The organism is Nocardioides humilatus, from assembly GCF_008373755.1.
GTDB classification, from domain to species: Bacteria; Actinomycetota; Actinomycetes; order Propionibacteriales; family Nocardioidaceae; genus Nocardioides; species Nocardioides humilatus.
The window spans coordinates 922,184-937,945 of record NZ_VUJV01000001.1 but is presented as its reverse complement, the minus strand read 5'-3'; the positions used below and the strand labels follow the sequence as shown (position 1 = coordinate 937,945).

Annotated in this window: 16 protein-coding genes and 1 tRNA gene; 10 read left to right on the top strand and 7 right to left on the bottom strand. The window is 70.4% G+C overall.

The window, feature by feature from the left end; translation table 11 throughout:
• The first annotated feature begins 20 nt into the window (after nucleotides 1-20).
• Together F0U44_RS04410 and F0U44_RS04405 are read left to right on the top strand one after the other, a co-directional pair.
• Entirely contained in the window at nucleotides 21-878 is an 858-nt protein-coding gene (locus F0U44_RS04410) for a tryptophan 2,3-dioxygenase (RefSeq protein WP_246160298.1), read from the top strand.
• Nucleotides 875-2,125 (top strand): kynureninase, encoded by a 1,251-nt coding sequence (locus F0U44_RS04405; protein WP_149726995.1) that lies wholly within the window; start codon nucleotides 875-877, stop codon nucleotides 2,123-2,125. The genes F0U44_RS04410 and F0U44_RS04405 overlap by 4 nt, the downstream gene beginning before the upstream one ends.
• Here F0U44_RS04405 and F0U44_RS04400 read toward each other — a convergent pair.
• Nucleotides 2,110-3,210: a hypothetical protein gene (locus F0U44_RS04400; protein ID WP_149726994.1), complete on the bottom strand. Its 1,101-nt coding sequence runs from the start codon at nucleotides 3,208-3,210 to the stop codon at nucleotides 2,110-2,112. The two genes, F0U44_RS04405 and F0U44_RS04400, sit on opposite strands and share 16 nt — an antisense overlap.
• A gap of 39 nt (nucleotides 3,211-3,249) precedes the next feature.
• Here F0U44_RS04400 and F0U44_RS04395 point away from each other — a divergent pair, with 39 nt between their 5' ends.
• The 5 genes from F0U44_RS04395 (at nucleotide 3,250) to F0U44_RS04375 (ending at nucleotide 8,033) form a co-directional block, all read left to right on the top strand.
• The gene (locus tag F0U44_RS04395) at nucleotides 3,250-3,615 is read left to right on the top strand and encodes a sterol carrier family protein (RefSeq protein WP_149726993.1); all 366 of its coding nucleotides are present in this window, start codon (nucleotides 3,250-3,252) and stop codon (nucleotides 3,613-3,615) included.
• Between the two features lie 33 nt (nucleotides 3,616-3,648).
• Complete coding sequence (locus F0U44_RS04390; RefSeq protein ID WP_149726992.1) at nucleotides 3,649-4,992, top strand: dipeptidase; 1,344 nt, start codon at nucleotides 3,649-3,651, stop codon at nucleotides 4,990-4,992.
• Nucleotides 4,993-5,114: 122 nt separating this feature from the next.
• Entirely contained in the window at nucleotides 5,115-6,611 is a 1,497-nt protein-coding gene (gene purF, locus F0U44_RS04385; protein ID WP_246160343.1) for an amidophosphoribosyltransferase, read from the top strand.
• Between the two features lie 12 nt (nucleotides 6,612-6,623).
• Complete coding sequence (gene purM, locus F0U44_RS04380) at nucleotides 6,624-7,706, top strand: phosphoribosylformylglycinamidine cyclo-ligase (protein WP_149726991.1); 1,083 nt, start codon at nucleotides 6,624-6,626, stop codon at nucleotides 7,704-7,706.
• Between the two features lie 141 nt (nucleotides 7,707-7,847).
• Nucleotides 7,848-8,033: a DUF3073 domain-containing protein gene (locus F0U44_RS04375; RefSeq protein ID WP_149726990.1), complete on the top strand. Its 186-nt coding sequence runs from the start codon at nucleotides 7,848-7,850 to the stop codon at nucleotides 8,031-8,033.
• A 72-nt stretch (nucleotides 8,034-8,105) separates the two neighbouring features.
• Here F0U44_RS04375 and F0U44_RS04370 read toward each other — a convergent pair whose 3' ends face one another.
• The 3 genes from F0U44_RS04370 to F0U44_RS04360 all read right to left on the bottom strand — a co-directional run bounded on the left by F0U44_RS04370 (nucleotide 8,106) and on the right by F0U44_RS04360 (nucleotide 10,595).
• Nucleotides 8,106-9,221, bottom strand: coding sequence for a Glu/Leu/Phe/Val family dehydrogenase (locus tag F0U44_RS04370; protein ID WP_149726989.1), 1,116 nt, complete (start codon nucleotides 9,219-9,221; stop codon nucleotides 8,106-8,108).
• A 234-nt stretch (nucleotides 9,222-9,455) separates the two neighbouring features.
• A complete protein-coding gene (locus F0U44_RS04365; protein WP_149726988.1) occupies nucleotides 9,456-9,830 on the bottom strand; it encodes a nuclear transport factor 2 family protein in 375 nt (124 codons plus the stop codon).
• A gap of 15 nt (nucleotides 9,831-9,845) precedes the next feature.
• Entirely contained in the window at nucleotides 9,846-10,595 is a 750-nt protein-coding gene (locus F0U44_RS04360; RefSeq protein ID WP_149726987.1) for a DUF8692 domain-containing protein, read from the bottom strand.
• Between the two features lie 211 nt (nucleotides 10,596-10,806).
• Between F0U44_RS04360 and F0U44_RS04355 the strand changes: the two genes are divergently transcribed.
• Both F0U44_RS04355 and F0U44_RS04350 read left to right on the top strand, forming a co-directional pair.
• Entirely contained in the window at nucleotides 10,807-12,327 is a 1,521-nt protein-coding gene (locus tag F0U44_RS04355) for a DUF1800 domain-containing protein (RefSeq protein WP_188113315.1), read from the top strand.
• A 14-nt stretch (nucleotides 12,328-12,341) separates the two neighbouring features.
• Nucleotides 12,342-13,616 carry a DUF1501 domain-containing protein gene (locus tag F0U44_RS04350; protein WP_149726985.1) on the top strand — a complete coding sequence of 425 codons (1,275 nt, stop codon included), beginning with the start codon at nucleotides 12,342-12,344 and terminating at the stop codon, nucleotides 13,614-13,616.
• 18 nt (nucleotides 13,617-13,634) lie between these two features.
• Here F0U44_RS04350 and F0U44_RS04345 read toward each other — a convergent pair whose 3' ends face one another.
• Nucleotides 13,635-13,838, bottom strand: coding sequence for a hypothetical protein (locus F0U44_RS04345; RefSeq protein WP_149726984.1), 204 nt, complete (start codon nucleotides 13,836-13,838; stop codon nucleotides 13,635-13,637).
• 119 nt (nucleotides 13,839-13,957) lie between these two features.
• A complete protein-coding gene (locus F0U44_RS04340) occupies nucleotides 13,958-14,740 on the bottom strand; it encodes a calcium-binding protein (RefSeq protein ID WP_149726983.1) in 783 nt (260 codons plus the stop codon).
• A gap of 89 nt (nucleotides 14,741-14,829) precedes the next feature.
• Here F0U44_RS04340 and F0U44_RS04335 point away from each other — a divergent pair, with 89 nt between their 5' ends.
• Complete coding sequence (locus tag F0U44_RS04335) at nucleotides 14,830-15,588, top strand: hypothetical protein (RefSeq protein WP_149726982.1); 759 nt, start codon at nucleotides 14,830-14,832, stop codon at nucleotides 15,586-15,588.
• Nucleotides 15,589-15,662: 74 nt separating this feature from the next.
• Here F0U44_RS04335 and F0U44_RS04330 read toward each other — a convergent pair.
• Nucleotides 15,663-15,736, bottom strand: a tRNA-Phe gene (locus tag F0U44_RS04330).
• Between the last annotated feature and the right edge of the window lie 26 nt (nucleotides 15,737-15,762).

Genomic DNA, 15,762 nt, shown 5'->3' with positions numbered 1-15,762 from the left:
CGCGGGGATACGGTGGCGCGGTGGCGATCGAGGAGGGGTACCGGCCGCTCGAGCCGGGCATGCGCACGGACTTCACGCAGGCCCTCGACTACGCGGGCTACCTGCACCTCGACACCCTGCTCGCCGCTCAGCACCCCCTGAGCGACCCGCAGCACCCCGACGAGCTGCTGTTCGTCATCCAGCACCAGACCACCGAGCTGTGGCTGAAGCTGATGGTGCACGAGCTGGTCGGCGCGCGGGGGTTCCTCGACACCGACGACCTGGCGCGGGCCCGTAAGAGCCTGTCCCGGGTCAAGCACATCCTGCGCACGGTCACCGAGCAGTGGTCGGTGCTCGCGACGCTGACCCCGAGTGAGTACGCCGAGTTCCGCGACGTGCTCGGTCCCGCCTCCGGCTTCCAGTCGGTGCAGTACCGCGCGGTCGAGTTCCTCCTCGGCAACAAGAACCCGGGGATGCTCAAGGTGTTCGAGGCCAACCCCCCGGCCCACGCGTTCTTGTCCGACGCGCTCCACGGACACACGGTCTACGACGCCTTCCTGCGCCTGGTCGCCCGCCGTGGCCTGCCAGTGCCTGCCGCCGTACTCGAACGGGACGTGAGCAAGCCGTGGGTCGAGCAACCCGAGCTGATCCCGGTCTTCCGCGAGATCTACGAGGATACGACCGGCCGCTGGGACCTCTACGAGACCTCCGAGGACCTCGTCGATCTTGAGGACGCCTTCCAGCTGTGGCGCTTCCGCCACCTCCGCACCGTGCAGCGCACCATCGGCTACAAGCACGGCACCGGCGGATCGTCGGGCGTCTCCTTCCTCAAGCGGGCGCTCGACCTCACCTTCTTCCCTGAGCTGATCGCCGTGCGCACCGAGATCGGCGTGCCGTGAGCGTCTCCGACGAGCTGGAGGCCCGCGCGGTCGAGCTCGACGCGGCGGACCCGCTCGCCGCCCACCGAGCCGCCTTCGTGTCCGACGACGAGGTCGTCGCCTACCTCGACGGCAACTCGCTGGGCCGCCCCCTGCACGCCACGCGCGACCGGCTGGCCCGGTTCGTCGACGCCCCGTGGGGCGACCGGCTGATCCGCGCCTGGGACGAGGGCTGGATGGACGCCCCGACCGAGCTGGGCGACACGATCGGTCGCGTCTGCCTCGGTGCTGCCGCCGGCCAGACCGTCGTCGCCGACTCCACGACGGTGCTGCTCTACAAGCTGGTCCGGGCTGCAGTCGACGCCCAGGCCCGCGACGACCCCCGCCGCACCGAGATCGTCGTCGACACCGACAACTTCCCGACCGACCGCTTCGTCGTCGAGGGCATCGCGGCAGAGCGCGGTCTGGAGCTGCGCTGGATCACCCCGGGCTCCGACGCCGGGGTCACCGCCGACCAGGTCCGCGCCGTCGCCTCGGACCGCACCGCACTGGTGCTGCTGAGCCACATCGCCTACCGCTCCGGGCAGCTCGCCGACCTGCCGGCGATCACCCGGGTCGCCCACGAGGCGGGCGCCCTGGTGCTGTGGGACCTCTGCCACTCGGTCGGCTCCGTCGAGATCGACCTCGACGTGCAGCATGTCGACCTGGCCGTCGGCTGCACCTACAAGTACCTCAACGGTGGCCCCGGCGCGCCCGCCTTCGCCTACCTCGCCGAGCGCCACCACGGCCGGCTGCGGCAGCCGATCCAGGGTTGGATGGGGGCGGCCGACCCGTTCGCGATGGGTCCGAGCTACGAGCCCGCGACCGGCATCCGCCAGCTCATCAGCGGCACGCCACCGATCATCGGCATGCTCCCGATGCGCGACATGCTCGCGCTGATCGACGAGGTGGGGATGGCCGCCGTACGACGGAAGTCCGTCGCCCTCACCGAGTTTGCCGTCGAGGTCGCCGACCGCCTCCTCGAGCCGTACGGCGTCGTCGTCGCCTCGCCGCGCGACCGGGCGGTGCGCGGCGGACACGTCACGCTCGACCACCCGGACTTCCGCGCGGTCACGGCCGAGCTGTGGCAGCGGGGCGTGATCCCCGACTTCCGCCCGCCGCATGGGCTGCGGGTCGGCCTGTCGCCGTTGAGCACGTCCTTCGCCGAGGTGGCAGCCGGACTAGCGGTCGTGGCAGACGAGCTCAGACGAGCTCAGGCGTCGTCCTGATCTTCCTGCTCGTCCTGCCGATCCAACTTGTCCTTCTTCGCCGGCTTCTTCCAGATCTTGAACTTCTCCTTGGCCACGATCCGCTTGTGCTTGTCGGCGTCGTAACCGTTCCACGACGTGCCGAGCAGGAGCTTGTAGGAGACCTTCAGCTTGAGGGGACCCTGCTCCGGGTCGTCGGCGGGGACGGAGAAGATGAGGGACTTCGACCAGCCGCAGGTGGTCTGCGCGGGCATCGGGCACTTGTCGGCGTCATCGTCGGTGGACAGCTCCTGGTCGGGGTCCTCGCCGGCCAGCTTCGGGACGACCTTCGTCGACGTCGCGCCGTAGCGGGCGCCGCCCCCGAACAGGTTGGTCTCGCCGAAGACGCGCAGCTGGGTGGCCGCGGTCATGACCAGCCAGAGCTCGCCCTCAGGCGCCCACTCGCCCGAGGCGTAAGGCGTGAGGACCGGCCCGGTCAGGTTGCACTCGAACTCCGCCAGCTGCGTGGTGGTGTCGAACCACTTCTCGTCGTCGCTGCAGCTGCGCTGCTTGAGCTTCTCGTCGGTGATGTCGTAGAGGCCCGCCGCGTCGCCCTCCTCGCGTGAGCCGGTCCGGAGGTCGACGGTCTGGGCAACGCCGTCGAACGTGATCTTCAGCGTCCGCTCGGTCCCGTCGCCGGTGACGACGACGAAGAACGACTCCGCTCCTTCGGCCTCCGGCTGCGGCGGCGTCAGGCGGTAGCTGTTTCCGCCGCTGTCGAGCTCGACGATCGGGCTGTCCTCGGTGGCGAAGATCCGGTCGAGCTTGTCGGAGGCCCACGGGTCGTACTGCCACGAGATCGGCACGAGCACCGCGCCGGAAGGCGCGTCGACCACCTCGCGGGTGCGGGTCTGGTCGGCGCTCGCACTCTCGACCGGCTGGCCCGACCGGATGATCAGGCGGCCCGTCGGCAGCTGGACCTCGGACTCCCGCGCCTTCTTGAACTGGTTGTCCAGGCGCGCCCGGATGATGTCTCCCGCCTTGGGCAGGTCCTGGTCGTCGCCGCACGCCGCGAGCAGCGGCGTGAGCACGAGGAGGACCAGGCCGACAACCGCACGTGCACGCATGCCCTCATTGTGACGGACGACCCCGGATACTCTCGCGTTGTGTCATCCCGACTGCGTCCTGGCGACCCTGCGGCGGTCGCGGAAGCGCTGGCCCGGGTCGGCGAGGGCACCGCGGCGCGCGAGGACCTGCGGCTGCTCACCAAGCACTACCTCGCCGTCCTCGAGCTCCAAGCGCCCGGTCGCTCCGTCGAGGTCCGGGTGCCGCCCTTCGCGGCCGTCCAGGTCATCGAGGGGGTCCGTCACACCCGCGGCACCCCGCCGGCGGTCGTCGAGACCGACGCCGCGACCTGGATCGGCCTCGCCAGCGGGCAGCTCGCCTGGGCCGACGCGGTGGACAGCGGGAGCGTGACGGCGAGCGGGGAGCGCACCGACCTGTCGCCGTACTTGCCACTCGCCGCTGGTTGAGGGGGCCGCGCGGTGTCGGGATAAGTTGCGTTCATGACGATGACGAGTGACGAGATCCGATCCCGCGTCGCGGCTGTGCTCCCCGGTGTCCGCGAAGACCTCGAGGCCCTGGTGCGCATCCAGTCCGTGAGTGCCGACCCCGAGCGCCTCGACGAGGTCGAGCGCAGCGCGGAGGCGACCGCAGCGTTGTTCCGGGCGGAGGGCGTCGACGCCCGCATCGTCCGTGCGTACGACGGCGCACCCCCTGCCGTGATCGGCGAGAAGCGCGGTCCCGAGGGCGCCCCGGTGGTGCTGCTCTACGCCCACCACGACGTCCAGCCCGAGAACGACCCGGCCGACTGGGACAGTCCGCCGTGGGAGCCCACCGAGCGTGACGGCCGCCTCTACGGCCGCGGCGCGGCCGACGACAAGGCCGGCATCATGACCCACGTCGCCGCCCTGCGGGTGCTCGGCGAGGAGCTCCCGGTGACCGTGCGGCTCTTCATCGAGGGCGAGGAGGAGGTCGCGAGCGCGACCCTCCCGCAGCTGCTCGAGCAGTACCTCGAGGAGCTCCGCGCCGACGTCATCATCATCGCCGACTCCGGCAACTGGGACATCGGCGTGCCGGCGCTCACCACCAGCCTGCGCGGCCTGGTGCGCGTCAACGTCGAGGTCCGCACGCTCTCCCACGCCGTCCACCAGGGCATGTGGGGCGGCCTCGTGCCTGACGCGGTCATCACCCTGTCGCGCCTCATCGCCTCGCTCCACGACGATGCGGGCAACCTCGTCATCGAGGGCCTCCACAGCGGCCCCGCCGCCGACGTCGACTACCCCGAGGAGCGCCTCCGCGCCGAGTCGGGCGTCGCGCCCGGCGTCGAGTGGATCGGTCACGGCCCGAAGGTCGAGCGGCTCTGGACCCAGCCCGCTCTCTCGGTGATCGGCCTCGACGCCCCCAAGGTCGACGGCTCGTCCAACACCCTGATCCCGGCGGCCCGCGCGCGGCTGGCGCTGCGCACCGCTCCCGGCGAGACCTCCGCCAACGCGCTGGCCTGCCTCAAGGCCCACCTGGAGAAGCACGTCCCGTGGGGCGCCCAGCTCTCGATCGAGGTCGTCGACACCGGCGAGCCGATCGCGCTCGACGTCGCCGGCCCGGCCTACGACGCCGCTCGCTCGGCCTTCGCCGAGGCCTGGGACGGCACCGAGCCCGTCGACATGGGTGTGGGCGGCTCGATCCCGTTCATCGCGGAGTTCCTGGAGGCCATGCCCGGCGCGAGCGTGCTCGTCACCGGCGTCGAGGACCCCGACACCCGCGCGCACGGCCCCAACGAGGGACTGCACCTGGCCGAGTTCGAGAAGGTCCTCGTCGCCGAGGCGATGGTCCTGCGCAACCTGGGCTGAGCCGCTGCAGGAATCCCCGGTGAACCGGGGATTCCTGCACTTATCGGCTGTTGCAAACCCCGATAAGTGCCAGTTTCCCCGGTGAACCGGGGATTCCTGCAGTCCACCCGCCGCGCGAGTTCCTGCCTCGACCACCCGGGCCGTTAGACTCCTGGAACGTGTGCGGAGTCTTCGGCGTGTGGGCACCTGGTGAGGACGTCGCGAAGCTCACCTACTTCGGGCTTTACGCCCTCCAGCACCGTGGCCAGGAGTCGGCGGGCATCTCGGTCAGCAACGGCCGCCAGATCCTCGTCTACAAGGACATGGGCCTCGTCTCGCAGGTGTTCGACGAGACGACGCTCAACTCGTTCCAGGGCCATCTCGCCGTTGGCCACTGCCGCTACTCGACGACCGGTGCGAGCACCTGGCAGAACGCCCAGCCGACGTTTCGCCCCACGGCGCACGGCTCGATCGCGCTCGGTCACAACGGCAACCTGATCAACACCGCCGAGCTCGCCACGCTGGTCCGCGACCTGCCCAGCGACGAGGACGAGCTCGACATCCACGCCCGCGAGCTGGAAGCGTCCACCAACGACACCAGCCTGGTCACCGCGCTGCTGGCGCACCACCCTGACCAGTCGCTCGAGGCGCGCGCGATGGAGCTCCTCCCGCAGGTCCGGGGCGCCTTCTGCTTCGTCTTCATGAACGAGGACACGCTCTACGCCGCGCGCGACCCCGAGGGCATCCGGCCGCTCGTCCTGGGCCGGCTCGACCGCGGCTGGGTGGTCGCGAGCGAGAGCGCCGCGTTGGCGACCATCGGCGCGAGCGTGGTCCGCGAGGTCGAGCCGGGCGAGCTGATCGTCATCAACGAGAGCGGTCTGCGCTCCCACAAGTTCGCCGAGCCGCAGCGCAAGGGCTGCGTGTTCGAGTACGTCTACCTCGCCCGCCCCGACGCCAGCATCGCCGGGCGCAGCGTCCACGAGGCGCGGGTCGAGATGGGCCGCCAGTTGGCGCGGGAGTTCCCGGTGGAGGCTGACCTGGTCATCCCGGTGCCCGAGTCCGGCACTCCGGCCGCGTCGGGCTACGCGCTGGAGAGCGGCATCCCGTTCGGCCAGGGCTTCGTCAAGAACGCCTACGTCGGCCGCACCTTCATCCAGCCCAGCCAGACCCTGCGTCAGCTCGGCATCCGGCTCAAGCTCAACGCGCTCGAGCACATGATCCGCGGCAAGCGGATCGTCGTCGTCGATGACTCGATCGTGCGCGGCAACACCCAGCGTGCCCAGATCCGGATGCTGCGCGAGGCGGGTGCGCTCGAGGTCCACGTCCGGATCTCCAGCCCGCCGGTGAAGTGGCCGTGCTTCTACGGCATCGACTTCGCGACGCGCGCCGAGCTGATCGCCAACGGCATCGACGTCGACGAGATCGCCTCGAGCGTCGGCGCCGACAGCCTCGGCTACATCTCGCTCGACGGCATGATCGAGGCGACCGGGCAGCCGCAGCACAGCCTGTGCACCGCCTGCTTCACGGGCGACTACCCGATCGAGCTGCCCGACGCGAGCCTGCTCGGCAAGCACCTCCTGGAGGCGACGCTGTCGTCGCAGGTCCAGGGTGAGGCCTTGCCTGTCTTCAACAACCCGTGAGGAACCAACGTCTTGTCTGACTCTGCAGCCCCCACGACTCAGGGGGCCTACGCCCGCGCCGGTGTCGACATCCACGCCGCCGACAAGGCCGTCGACCTGATGAAGGCGTCGATCGAGAGGGCACGGCGCCCCGAGATGCTCGGCGGGCTCGGCGGCTTCGCCGGCCTCTTCGACGCGAGCGCACTGACGTCCTATAAGCGGCCGCTCCTCGCCACCTCCACCGACGGGGTCGGCACCAAGGTCGCCGTCGCGCAGATGATGGACAAGCACGACACGATCGGCTTCGACCTCGTCGGCATGGTCGTCGACGACCTGGTGGTCTGCGGCGCAGAGCCGCTCTTCATGACCGACTACATCGCGACCGGCAAGGTCGTCCCCGAGCGCATCGCCGCGATCGTCAAGGGCATCGCTGACGCCTGCGTCGAGGCCGGCTGCGCGCTGGTCGGCGGCGAGACCGCTGAGCACCCCGGCCTCCTCGCTCCCGATGAGTACGACGTCGCCGGTGCCACCACGGGTGTCGTCGAGGCCGACATGCTGCTCGGCCCCGGTCGGGTCCGCCCGGGCGACGTGGTCATCGCCATGGCGGCCAGCGGCCTCCACAGCAACGGCTACTCCCTGGTGCGCCACGTGTTCTTCACCGAGGCCGGCTGGACCGTTGACCGCCAGGTCGACGAGCTCGGGCGCACCCTGGGTGAGGAGCTCCTCGAGCCCACGCGCATCTACACCAAGGCGGGCCTCGCGATCGCGCGCGAGACCCGGACCCACGCGATGGCCCACATCACCGGTGGCGGCCTGGCCAACAACCTGGCCCGGGTCATGCCGGTCGAGCTGCGCGCGACCCTCGATCGCGCGACCTGGACGCCCGGCCCGATCTTCGACCTGGTCCGCAAGGTCGGTGAGGTCAGCCAGCCCGACCTCGAGGCCACCCTCAACTGCGGGGTGGGCATGGTGGCGCTGACCCACGCCGACGACGCCGACGCGGCGATCGCCCGCCTCGCCGACCACGGGATCACCTCCTGGGTGGCCGGCGAGGTCGACGTCGACCCCGACCAGACGGGTACGGTCCGACTCGTCGGCCAGCACCCGGGTTGGTGATCTGGCAGACATTGGTGCCGTAATGGCGGACTCGGTGTGCGGGAACAGCCACTGAGCAGGTAGCGTTGCTCCCACGAGACTCTGATTCAGCAGTCCGGGGCGCGGAGCGTCCCGGCCAAGTGTGCGAGGGGGCTGGACCCTATGGGCCGCGGCCGTGCGAAAGCCAAGCAGACGAAGGTCGCTCGCGACCTGAAGTACCAAACTCACGACACCGACTTCGGTGCCCTGGCGCGAGAGCTCCATGGCGACGAGGGCAAGGCGTCGGAGTCGGTTGACGTAGAGGAGCCCGACCGCTGGTCGGACTTCTCCGCCCCTCCCCGCGACTGAACCCACAGCGCGCGCAAGCCGCCAGTCAGCACTGACCGCTGACTGGATCGACTGCGCGCGCTCGCGGACTCCTCAGCCGAGGTAGATACCGCGGAGTCGGCCGATCTCGAGCATCCGCTGCTCGGCGATCCGGTCGGCCGCCGTGGCGGTCGGCACGCCGTCGCGCTGGGCGCGCTCGAGGATCGCCCGGGTGGTGTCGTAGATCCGGCCTGCCCGGATCTTGGCGCGCTCGAAGCTGAAGCCCTCGAGCTCGTCGGCGACCTGCACGAGGCCGCCGGCGTTGACGACGTAGTCGGGGGCGTAGACGATGCCGCGGTCCTCGACGAGCTTCTCGACGCCGGGGTGGGCGAGCTGGTTGTTGGCGGCACCGCAGACGATGCGCGCGCTCAGCCGGGCCACCACGTCGTCGTCCAGCGCGCCGCCGAGGGCGCAGGGTGCGTAGACGTCGAGCGGTTCGGCGATCAGGGCCTCGGTCGAGGCGACCACTCGTACGCCGGGGTACTCCTGGCGGACTCGCTCGACGGCCGCGGCAGAGACGTCGGTGACGACGACCTCGGCGCCGGCGTCGATCAGGTGGCGCACCAGGTGGCGACCCACCTTGCCCACGCCGGCCACGCCCACCAGACGGCCTGCGAGCACGGCGTCCGGGTCAGCGTCGCTCCACGTGGCCTCGGCGGCGGCCCTGAGGCCGCAGAAGACGCCGTAGGCGGTCAGCACGCTGCTGTCGCCCGCCCCGCCGTGCTCCTCGGTGCGACCGGTGACGTAGGAGCACTCGCGCGCCACGAGGTCCATGTCCTCGCTGTACGTGCCCACGTCGCAGGCGGTGTAGTAGCGCCCGCCGAGGGACTCGACGAAGCGGCCGTAGGCACGGAGCAGCGCCTCGGTCTTCTGCGTGGTCGGGTCGCCGATGATGACCGCCTTGCCACCGCCGAGGTCGAGCCCGGTGACGGCCGCCTTGTAGGACATGCCGCGCGAGAGCGCCAGTACGTCGGCGAGGGCCGCCTGGGTCGAGGCGTACGGGTAGAAGCGGGTGCCGCCGAGGGCGGGGCCGAGAGCCGTGGAGTGGATCGCGATGATCGCGCGCAGTCCGCTGGCCGGGTCGTTGGCGAAGACGACCTGTTCGTGCTCGAGCTGGTGCCCGAGGAGGTCGGTGGCGGGTGTGACGAGCGGGGTGCTGCTGTCGGACATCTGCTGCCGCTTTCTGTTCAGCCACGGGGGTGGTGTGGCGGGAGGTGGCCGGCGCGCGGGGGTGGTGCGTGCCAGTGTCTCAACGATAGGACCAGCCGAAGGTGATCTCCACGTCGGCGGGCGCGTCAGAAAGTACGGCGAAAAATGCGACGGGCTGGGCGAGCAGCTCCCCCCATGGCGCTGGCTCGCCCAGCCACCCGTCTCAACGAAAGAGGACGGTCCGGGATACGGGGATCAGGAGATCGCCATGTCGTCGTTGCTCCAGAACGCCCGCATGCTCGTGATCTTGGCGTCGTCGTCGAAGGTCATCACGTCGATCGGGGCGAGCGTGTAGGACTGGTCGCCGACCCGGGTGACGATCTCGAAGAGGAAGGCGGCCTGGCCGTCGGCGACCTTGGCGGAGATCAGTCGGGTCTCCTGCTCGAGCGGCTCGATCGCGGCGTAGAACTCGCGGATCGACTCACGCGTCGTGCGCACGTCGGTGCCGACCGGGTCCTCGACGGTCGCGCCCTCGGCGTACAGCCCGAGGACGTCGTCAGCGGTGCCCTTGCCGACGAAGTCGATGTAGTTCTGGATGGTCTCGAGGATCCGGACGCGGTCGGCGGCCATGGCTGCTCCCAGGTATTAGAACGTGTTCTTGTTTTCGTCCAGGGTAGCCGCTGCCTCCGCAGACGACAGCGCGACCGTGCCGCCGGCGCCGCCGAGGTCGATCACTGTCCGCGGTTGGACCAGTCGGACGAACGCGAAGAACGCGCCGACAACGAGCAGCATGCCGGCGATCTCGCAGGTCTCCTCGAACGTCAGCACGGTGAGGTACGGCGTCGACTTCCTGCCGTACTCGACCGCGAAACCGCTCACCATCTCCACCACGATGGCGCCGCCGAAGTAGATCCCGAAGGCCGCGAGCAGCCGGTTGCGGATCGCGGCGGGGAGCGTGAGGGCGAGCGGGGCGAAGTACCAGGCGAAGAACGCCAAGAACGCCACGGCCGGGATGAGCCACGCGAAGTAGAAGACGCCGAAGTCGATCTCGAGGCCGCGGCGCAGGGGGCCGGTGAACATGTCGTGCAACTGGGACGCTTCATCCATCGACATCAGCAGCAGGACCGCCGACAGGGCGGTCCACCGGTGGGCGAGCGCCGCGCCGCTCTCGCGCGCGTGTGATGCGAGCAGCAGCACCAGCGCGGCGCAGGTCAGGATGATGAACGACTCGAACCAGGCGGCGAGGTTGGCCTCGCCGTTGAGGTCGAACTGGCGCCACACGCCCGAATCACGGGGCACGTCGCGCTGCACCCACAGCACGAGACCGATCACGTGGCCGACGAGCAGGGCCGCGAACATGGCCCAGAGCCAACGCAACAGAGGGAACTTCAACACCCCCCGACATTAGGTCGCGGGCGCGCTCACAGCCGCCGAAGATGCGTTTTTGATACCGAGCGGTTGGTCACATCGGGCGGGGGCTCCGGGGAGGCAGCCAGGCGCGCTCTAGTCACATCGGGTCACGGGGTCGGGTCCGCGCGGGTGTGCCGGAGGAGACGGTCCCCCGCATACCGTGGCCGCTTCCGGCCTCGTCCCCAGGAGCCCTGTCGTGACCCTTGCACCATCGCGGACCGTCCCTGCCCGTCCCCAGACCCGGCGCGGGCGCCTCGTCGCCACCTACGACGACCGCGCCGGCACCGCAGTGCTCGACGCGTCGAGCAGGCACCTCGTCCGCCGGTTCAGCGGAGGGCTCACCCCGGAGCTGACCGCGGAGGTGAAGGCCGCGGGCGGCGGCCGCCAGTGGTTCGAGCAACAGCTCAAGCCCGGTCGCGTGACCGACGCGCCCGGCGACGAGATCGACTCCTGGTACCCGTGGTTGCGGCTCAGCGCCAAGCAGATGTTCCAGAACGACCAGGCGGAGACACGGAGCGTCTGGGACGTCGCGACGGACCTGAGCCGGTGGACCACCCTGCGGCGGATCGCCAGCAAGCGGCAGCTCCAAGAGGTGATGGTCGACTTCTGGTCCAACCTGCTCAACGTCTCGCTGTTCCACGACGACGCCATCTTCTGGCGGATGGACTACGACCGGGTGATCCGAGCCCACGCGCTCACGACGTTCGACGAGCTCCTCAACGCCGCGATCACCCATCCGGCGATGGGTCTCTACCTCGACAACGCCTTCTCGTCGAAGGAGTCGCCCAACGAGAACCTCGGCCGCGAGCTGCTCGAGCTGCACACGGTCGGGGTGGACGCGGGCTACACCGAGGACCACGTCAAGGCGTCGGCGCGGATGCTCACCGGCTATCGGGTCGACATCTGGGACCCGTCGTTCCGCGCCTTCTACGACACCTCGTGGCACGACACCCACGCGGTCCAGGTCCTCGGCTTCCACCACGCCAACCGGGAGCGGGACGGCCGCGCGGCCACGAAGGCCTACCTGACCTACCTCGCGAAGCATCCCGCCACGGCCAACCGTCTCGCCCGACGGCTGTGCATGAAGTTCGTCTCCGACCAGCCGTCCCCGGCGATCGTGAAGGCCGTGGCGAAGGCCTACCTGGCCAACGGCACCGCCATCAAGCCGACGCTGCGTGCCCTCGTCGACCACCCGGACTTCATCGACGGAGCCGGGCTCAAGGTCCGGATGCCGACCGAGGACTACGTCGCCACGGTCCGCGCGCTCGGCATCAAGATCCTGAAGCCGACCGCCGACGAGTCCTTCGCCAACGCCATGTACTGGCAGTACAGCGACAACGGCCAGCCGCCCTACGAGTGGCCGGCGCCCAACGGCTACCCCGAGGTGGACGGTGCGTGGGCCAGCGCCGGCCGGGTGCTCACCAGCTTCACGGTGCACCGCGACCTCGCTGCGCGGTGGTGGCCCACGGATCAGGCGCAGTTCCCCAAGTTCGCCTCGCTCCTGCCGCCGATGCCGGCCACCTTGGCCGAGGTGATCGACCACAACGGGCTCCGGATGCTCGGACAGCGGCCCTCCGCCGCCTGCCGCAACGGGATCGCCGAGCTCCTCGGCATGTCGCTGACCAAGCGGCTCACCAAGGACCAGGCGCTCGACTACTGGACGATCCGCGGCATCCTCGCGTCCCTGCTCGACTCGCCCCAGCACCTGCACCGCTGATGAGAGGAGTACCGATGAACAACGCAGCATGCGGGTGCCCCGACTTCGGTCGCGCACGACTGACCCGCCGCCGCCTCCTCGGCAGCACCGCCGCCGGCGCCGGTGCGCTGATGGGCGCCCAGCTGATCGGCGACGCTTTCCTGCAGGTGGCCTACGGCGGCGAGCCCGGCGGCAACGTCGTGGTCGTGCTCAGCCTCCGTGGCGGCGCCGACGGCCTGTCGATGGTCGTGCCCCGCGGTGTCGACCACGACCACCTGGTGTCGTGGCGGCCGACGATCGCGATCCCGGAGAGCACGCTGCTCGGCGCCGACCCGCGCTTCGGGCTCCACCCCGCACTGGGTGACCTGATGCCGATGTGGAACGCCGGGACCTTCGGTGCCGTGCACTCGGTCGGGCTGCCGGCACCCAACCGCAGTCACTTCGACGCCATGGAGGAGGTCGAGGACGCCGACCCCGGGTCGAGCACGCGCGTCGGCTGGATCAACCGCCTCATCGGCCTCGACCCCAGTGCGCTCCCTCAGGACGCCGTGTCCCTCGGCACCACGCTGCTGCCGACCTCGATGATCGGCCCCGCGTCGGCGCTCGGCGCCTACCAGCTCGGCGACCTGAGCATCGCCGACCTCGAGACGACCGGAGCCGTACGCCGGGCCTCGCTCGGCACGATGTGGGCGGGGGACCAGACGGTCCTGGGCGACGGCGTACGCCTGGCCGTGCAGGCGACGACCCTGCTCGCGCCGCTGGTCGACGACGTCGACAACCAGGTCCACGCCGCCGCCTATCCCGAAGGCCCGCTCCGCGACGTGCTGGCCAACACGGCCGCGCTGATCCGCGCCGACGTCGGCACCCGGATCGTCGCGGTCGACTACGGCGACTGGGACATGCACGAGGGCGTCGGCCGGGTCGATGACGGCTGGATGAACAACCACCTCGGCCACTTCGCCTCGTCGCTCAAGGCCTTCTTCGCCGATCTCGGGTCACACGCCAGCCGGGTCACGGTGGTCACCATCAGCGAGTTCGGCCGACGCCTGGAGGAGAACGGCGACGGCGGCCTCGATCACGGCTACGGCAACGCGATGCTGCTCCTGGGCGCGGGCGTCGCCGGCGGCACGGTGCACGGCGCCTGGCCGGGCCTCGCCGAGGCCGACCTGGAGGACGGCGACCTGGCGATGCGCCAGGACTTCCGCAGCGTGCTGTGGGAGGTCATGTCCGACCGGTTCCCGGCCATCAGCGGCGACCGGGCGCAGCTGTTCCCGGGCTTCACGCCCGAGGACGTCGGCGTGATGGGCTGAGGGTCGACCAGGGAGCTGTCAGGGCACCTGGATGCCGGGCACGTAGTGCGGCAGCGTGAAGAGCGCGAAGAGCCCGATCGACATCAGCAGGCAGGCGGCGAGCACGCGGTCGGCCTGAACGGTCACGTTGCCCTGGACCGCGACGACGCGCCACGCTGTCAGGCCCATCGTGGCTGCCATCAGCACGCCGGTGTAGATCACGCCCGTAGCTGCATCAACCATGGCCACTACCTCCTCGTCGCGGAACCTGTCCGACTGCTTCAACGACGGGGTGGCGGGCAGGGCACGGTCGCACTTCTGGACCGGGACCATGGTCCCGGTGGTCTAGAACTTGTGTGGGCTCAGGGCGCGACGTGCTCGCAGTCGAAGCGGTGTTCGTCTGCGGGGTCGACGTCGGCTGAGTCGGAGCCCGGTCCGCACTTGAGCGTGTCCGCGCCCGCGTCGCCGTACATCGTGTCGTCGCCAGGGCCGCCCTCGACGGAGTCGTTGCCGTCGCCCCCGTGCAGCACGTCGCCGACCTCGCCGCCGACCAAGCGGTCCTCGCCGCCCTCGCCGAAGACCAGGTCGGATCCCTCGCCGGAGCGCACCCAGTCGTTGCCGTCGCCCGCCCAGATCTCGTCGTGGTCGAAGGCGCCGTTGATGAAGTCGTCGCCCGGGCCGGTGCGGATGACGTCGCGGCCGGCATCGGCGAGCACGCTGGCCTGGAACTCGGCGGGCAGGGCGGAGGTGGTGACGGTGTCGTCGCCGAGCCGCATCTCGAAGTCGATCGTCAGCGGGTTCGCCACGCTCACACCGGGAGGCACCGGGCAGATCGCGGCGACCCCGCGTCGTACGGGCACGTTGGTGCACACCCGGGCCAGCAGCTCCCAGCGCGCGGTGCGGGCGTCGCGGAACTTGAGGCCGTCCTCGACGAGAGTCACGGTGACCTTGCTGTTCTGGCCCCAGGCGCCGAAGTAGTAACCGTCGTCGGTCCGCTTAAGGGTGGCCGGCCGGACGATCCGCTCCTGGCGCTCCGCGCGGGTCGGACGGGCATCGGCCCCGTCAGGCAGGACGACGACGGCCAGGGCTGCCGCCATCACCACGGACGCGAGGCAGGTTCCCACGAGTGGTCGTCGGGGCGTCATCGCACCAGTTTCAGCCGATGCGCGACCCTCCGCAAGCGTCCGTGCCTCGGGTACGTTCTGCGCATCATCATCCGATCCGGGGAGAACGCATGGGCGACGGTCGACGACGTACCGGCCTGCGGGCGGTGCCTGCCGCGATCGGCCGCGGCCGGGACCGGGTGGTCGGAGTCTTCGGACACCGCTACCCGATCGTGGCGGTGACCGGGATGACAGGGGTCGGCAAGAGCGAGCTGGTGGATCACCTGTCGGGGCGTCCTCGGCGCGGTGGCGCCCCTGACGCCGGATCGGCAGTGATGGAACGGCGCACTCGCCGCGATCGGCGGCTCCGCGGGTTCAGGTTCCGGGTCGTCCCCGGGGAGAACGCAGCGACGCGGCTGGGGGCCCTCGACGAGGTTTTCCACGACGCGCCGGTCGACGGCGTGCTGCACGTGGTCGCCAACGGCTACGCGACGGGTCGACGTCTGGCCGGCACGACGGGGGCGGTCGAGGCGATCAGGGAGGAACAGCTCGAGCGTGAGCTGGAGGACTGGACGGTGACCGCCCATCGGATCGCGTCGATGGCGGTGCGCCGTCCGCATCCGACGTGGCTCATCGTGGTGGTCACCAAGGTCGACCTCTACGCCGCCGATGTCGATGACGTGGTGCGGTCCTACTCGCCGGGCAGCGGCACGCCGTTCGGCGACCGACTCGACGACCTCCGTGCGCTGGCCGGAGGGGCGAAGCTCTCCATCGACGTGTTGCCGGCCTGCAGCCTGCTGGAGAAGGGCAGCGTCGTCACGGCCAAGCGCCGAGACGCCTATCTCGAGGCCCTCGAGGCCCGGATGGCGCAGCTCTCCGGTCACGTCTGAGGTGCCGCCACGTCCTCGAGTGACGGCCGAATGCCGACGCCCTCGCCGGTGACCGGCGAGGGCGTCGTGCTCGGTGGGCAGGGGCGGGGTCGAACCGCCGACCTATCACTTTTCAGGCGATCGCTCGTACCAACTGAGCTACCTGCCCGAGCAGTCGCACACCTTACCGGAGGT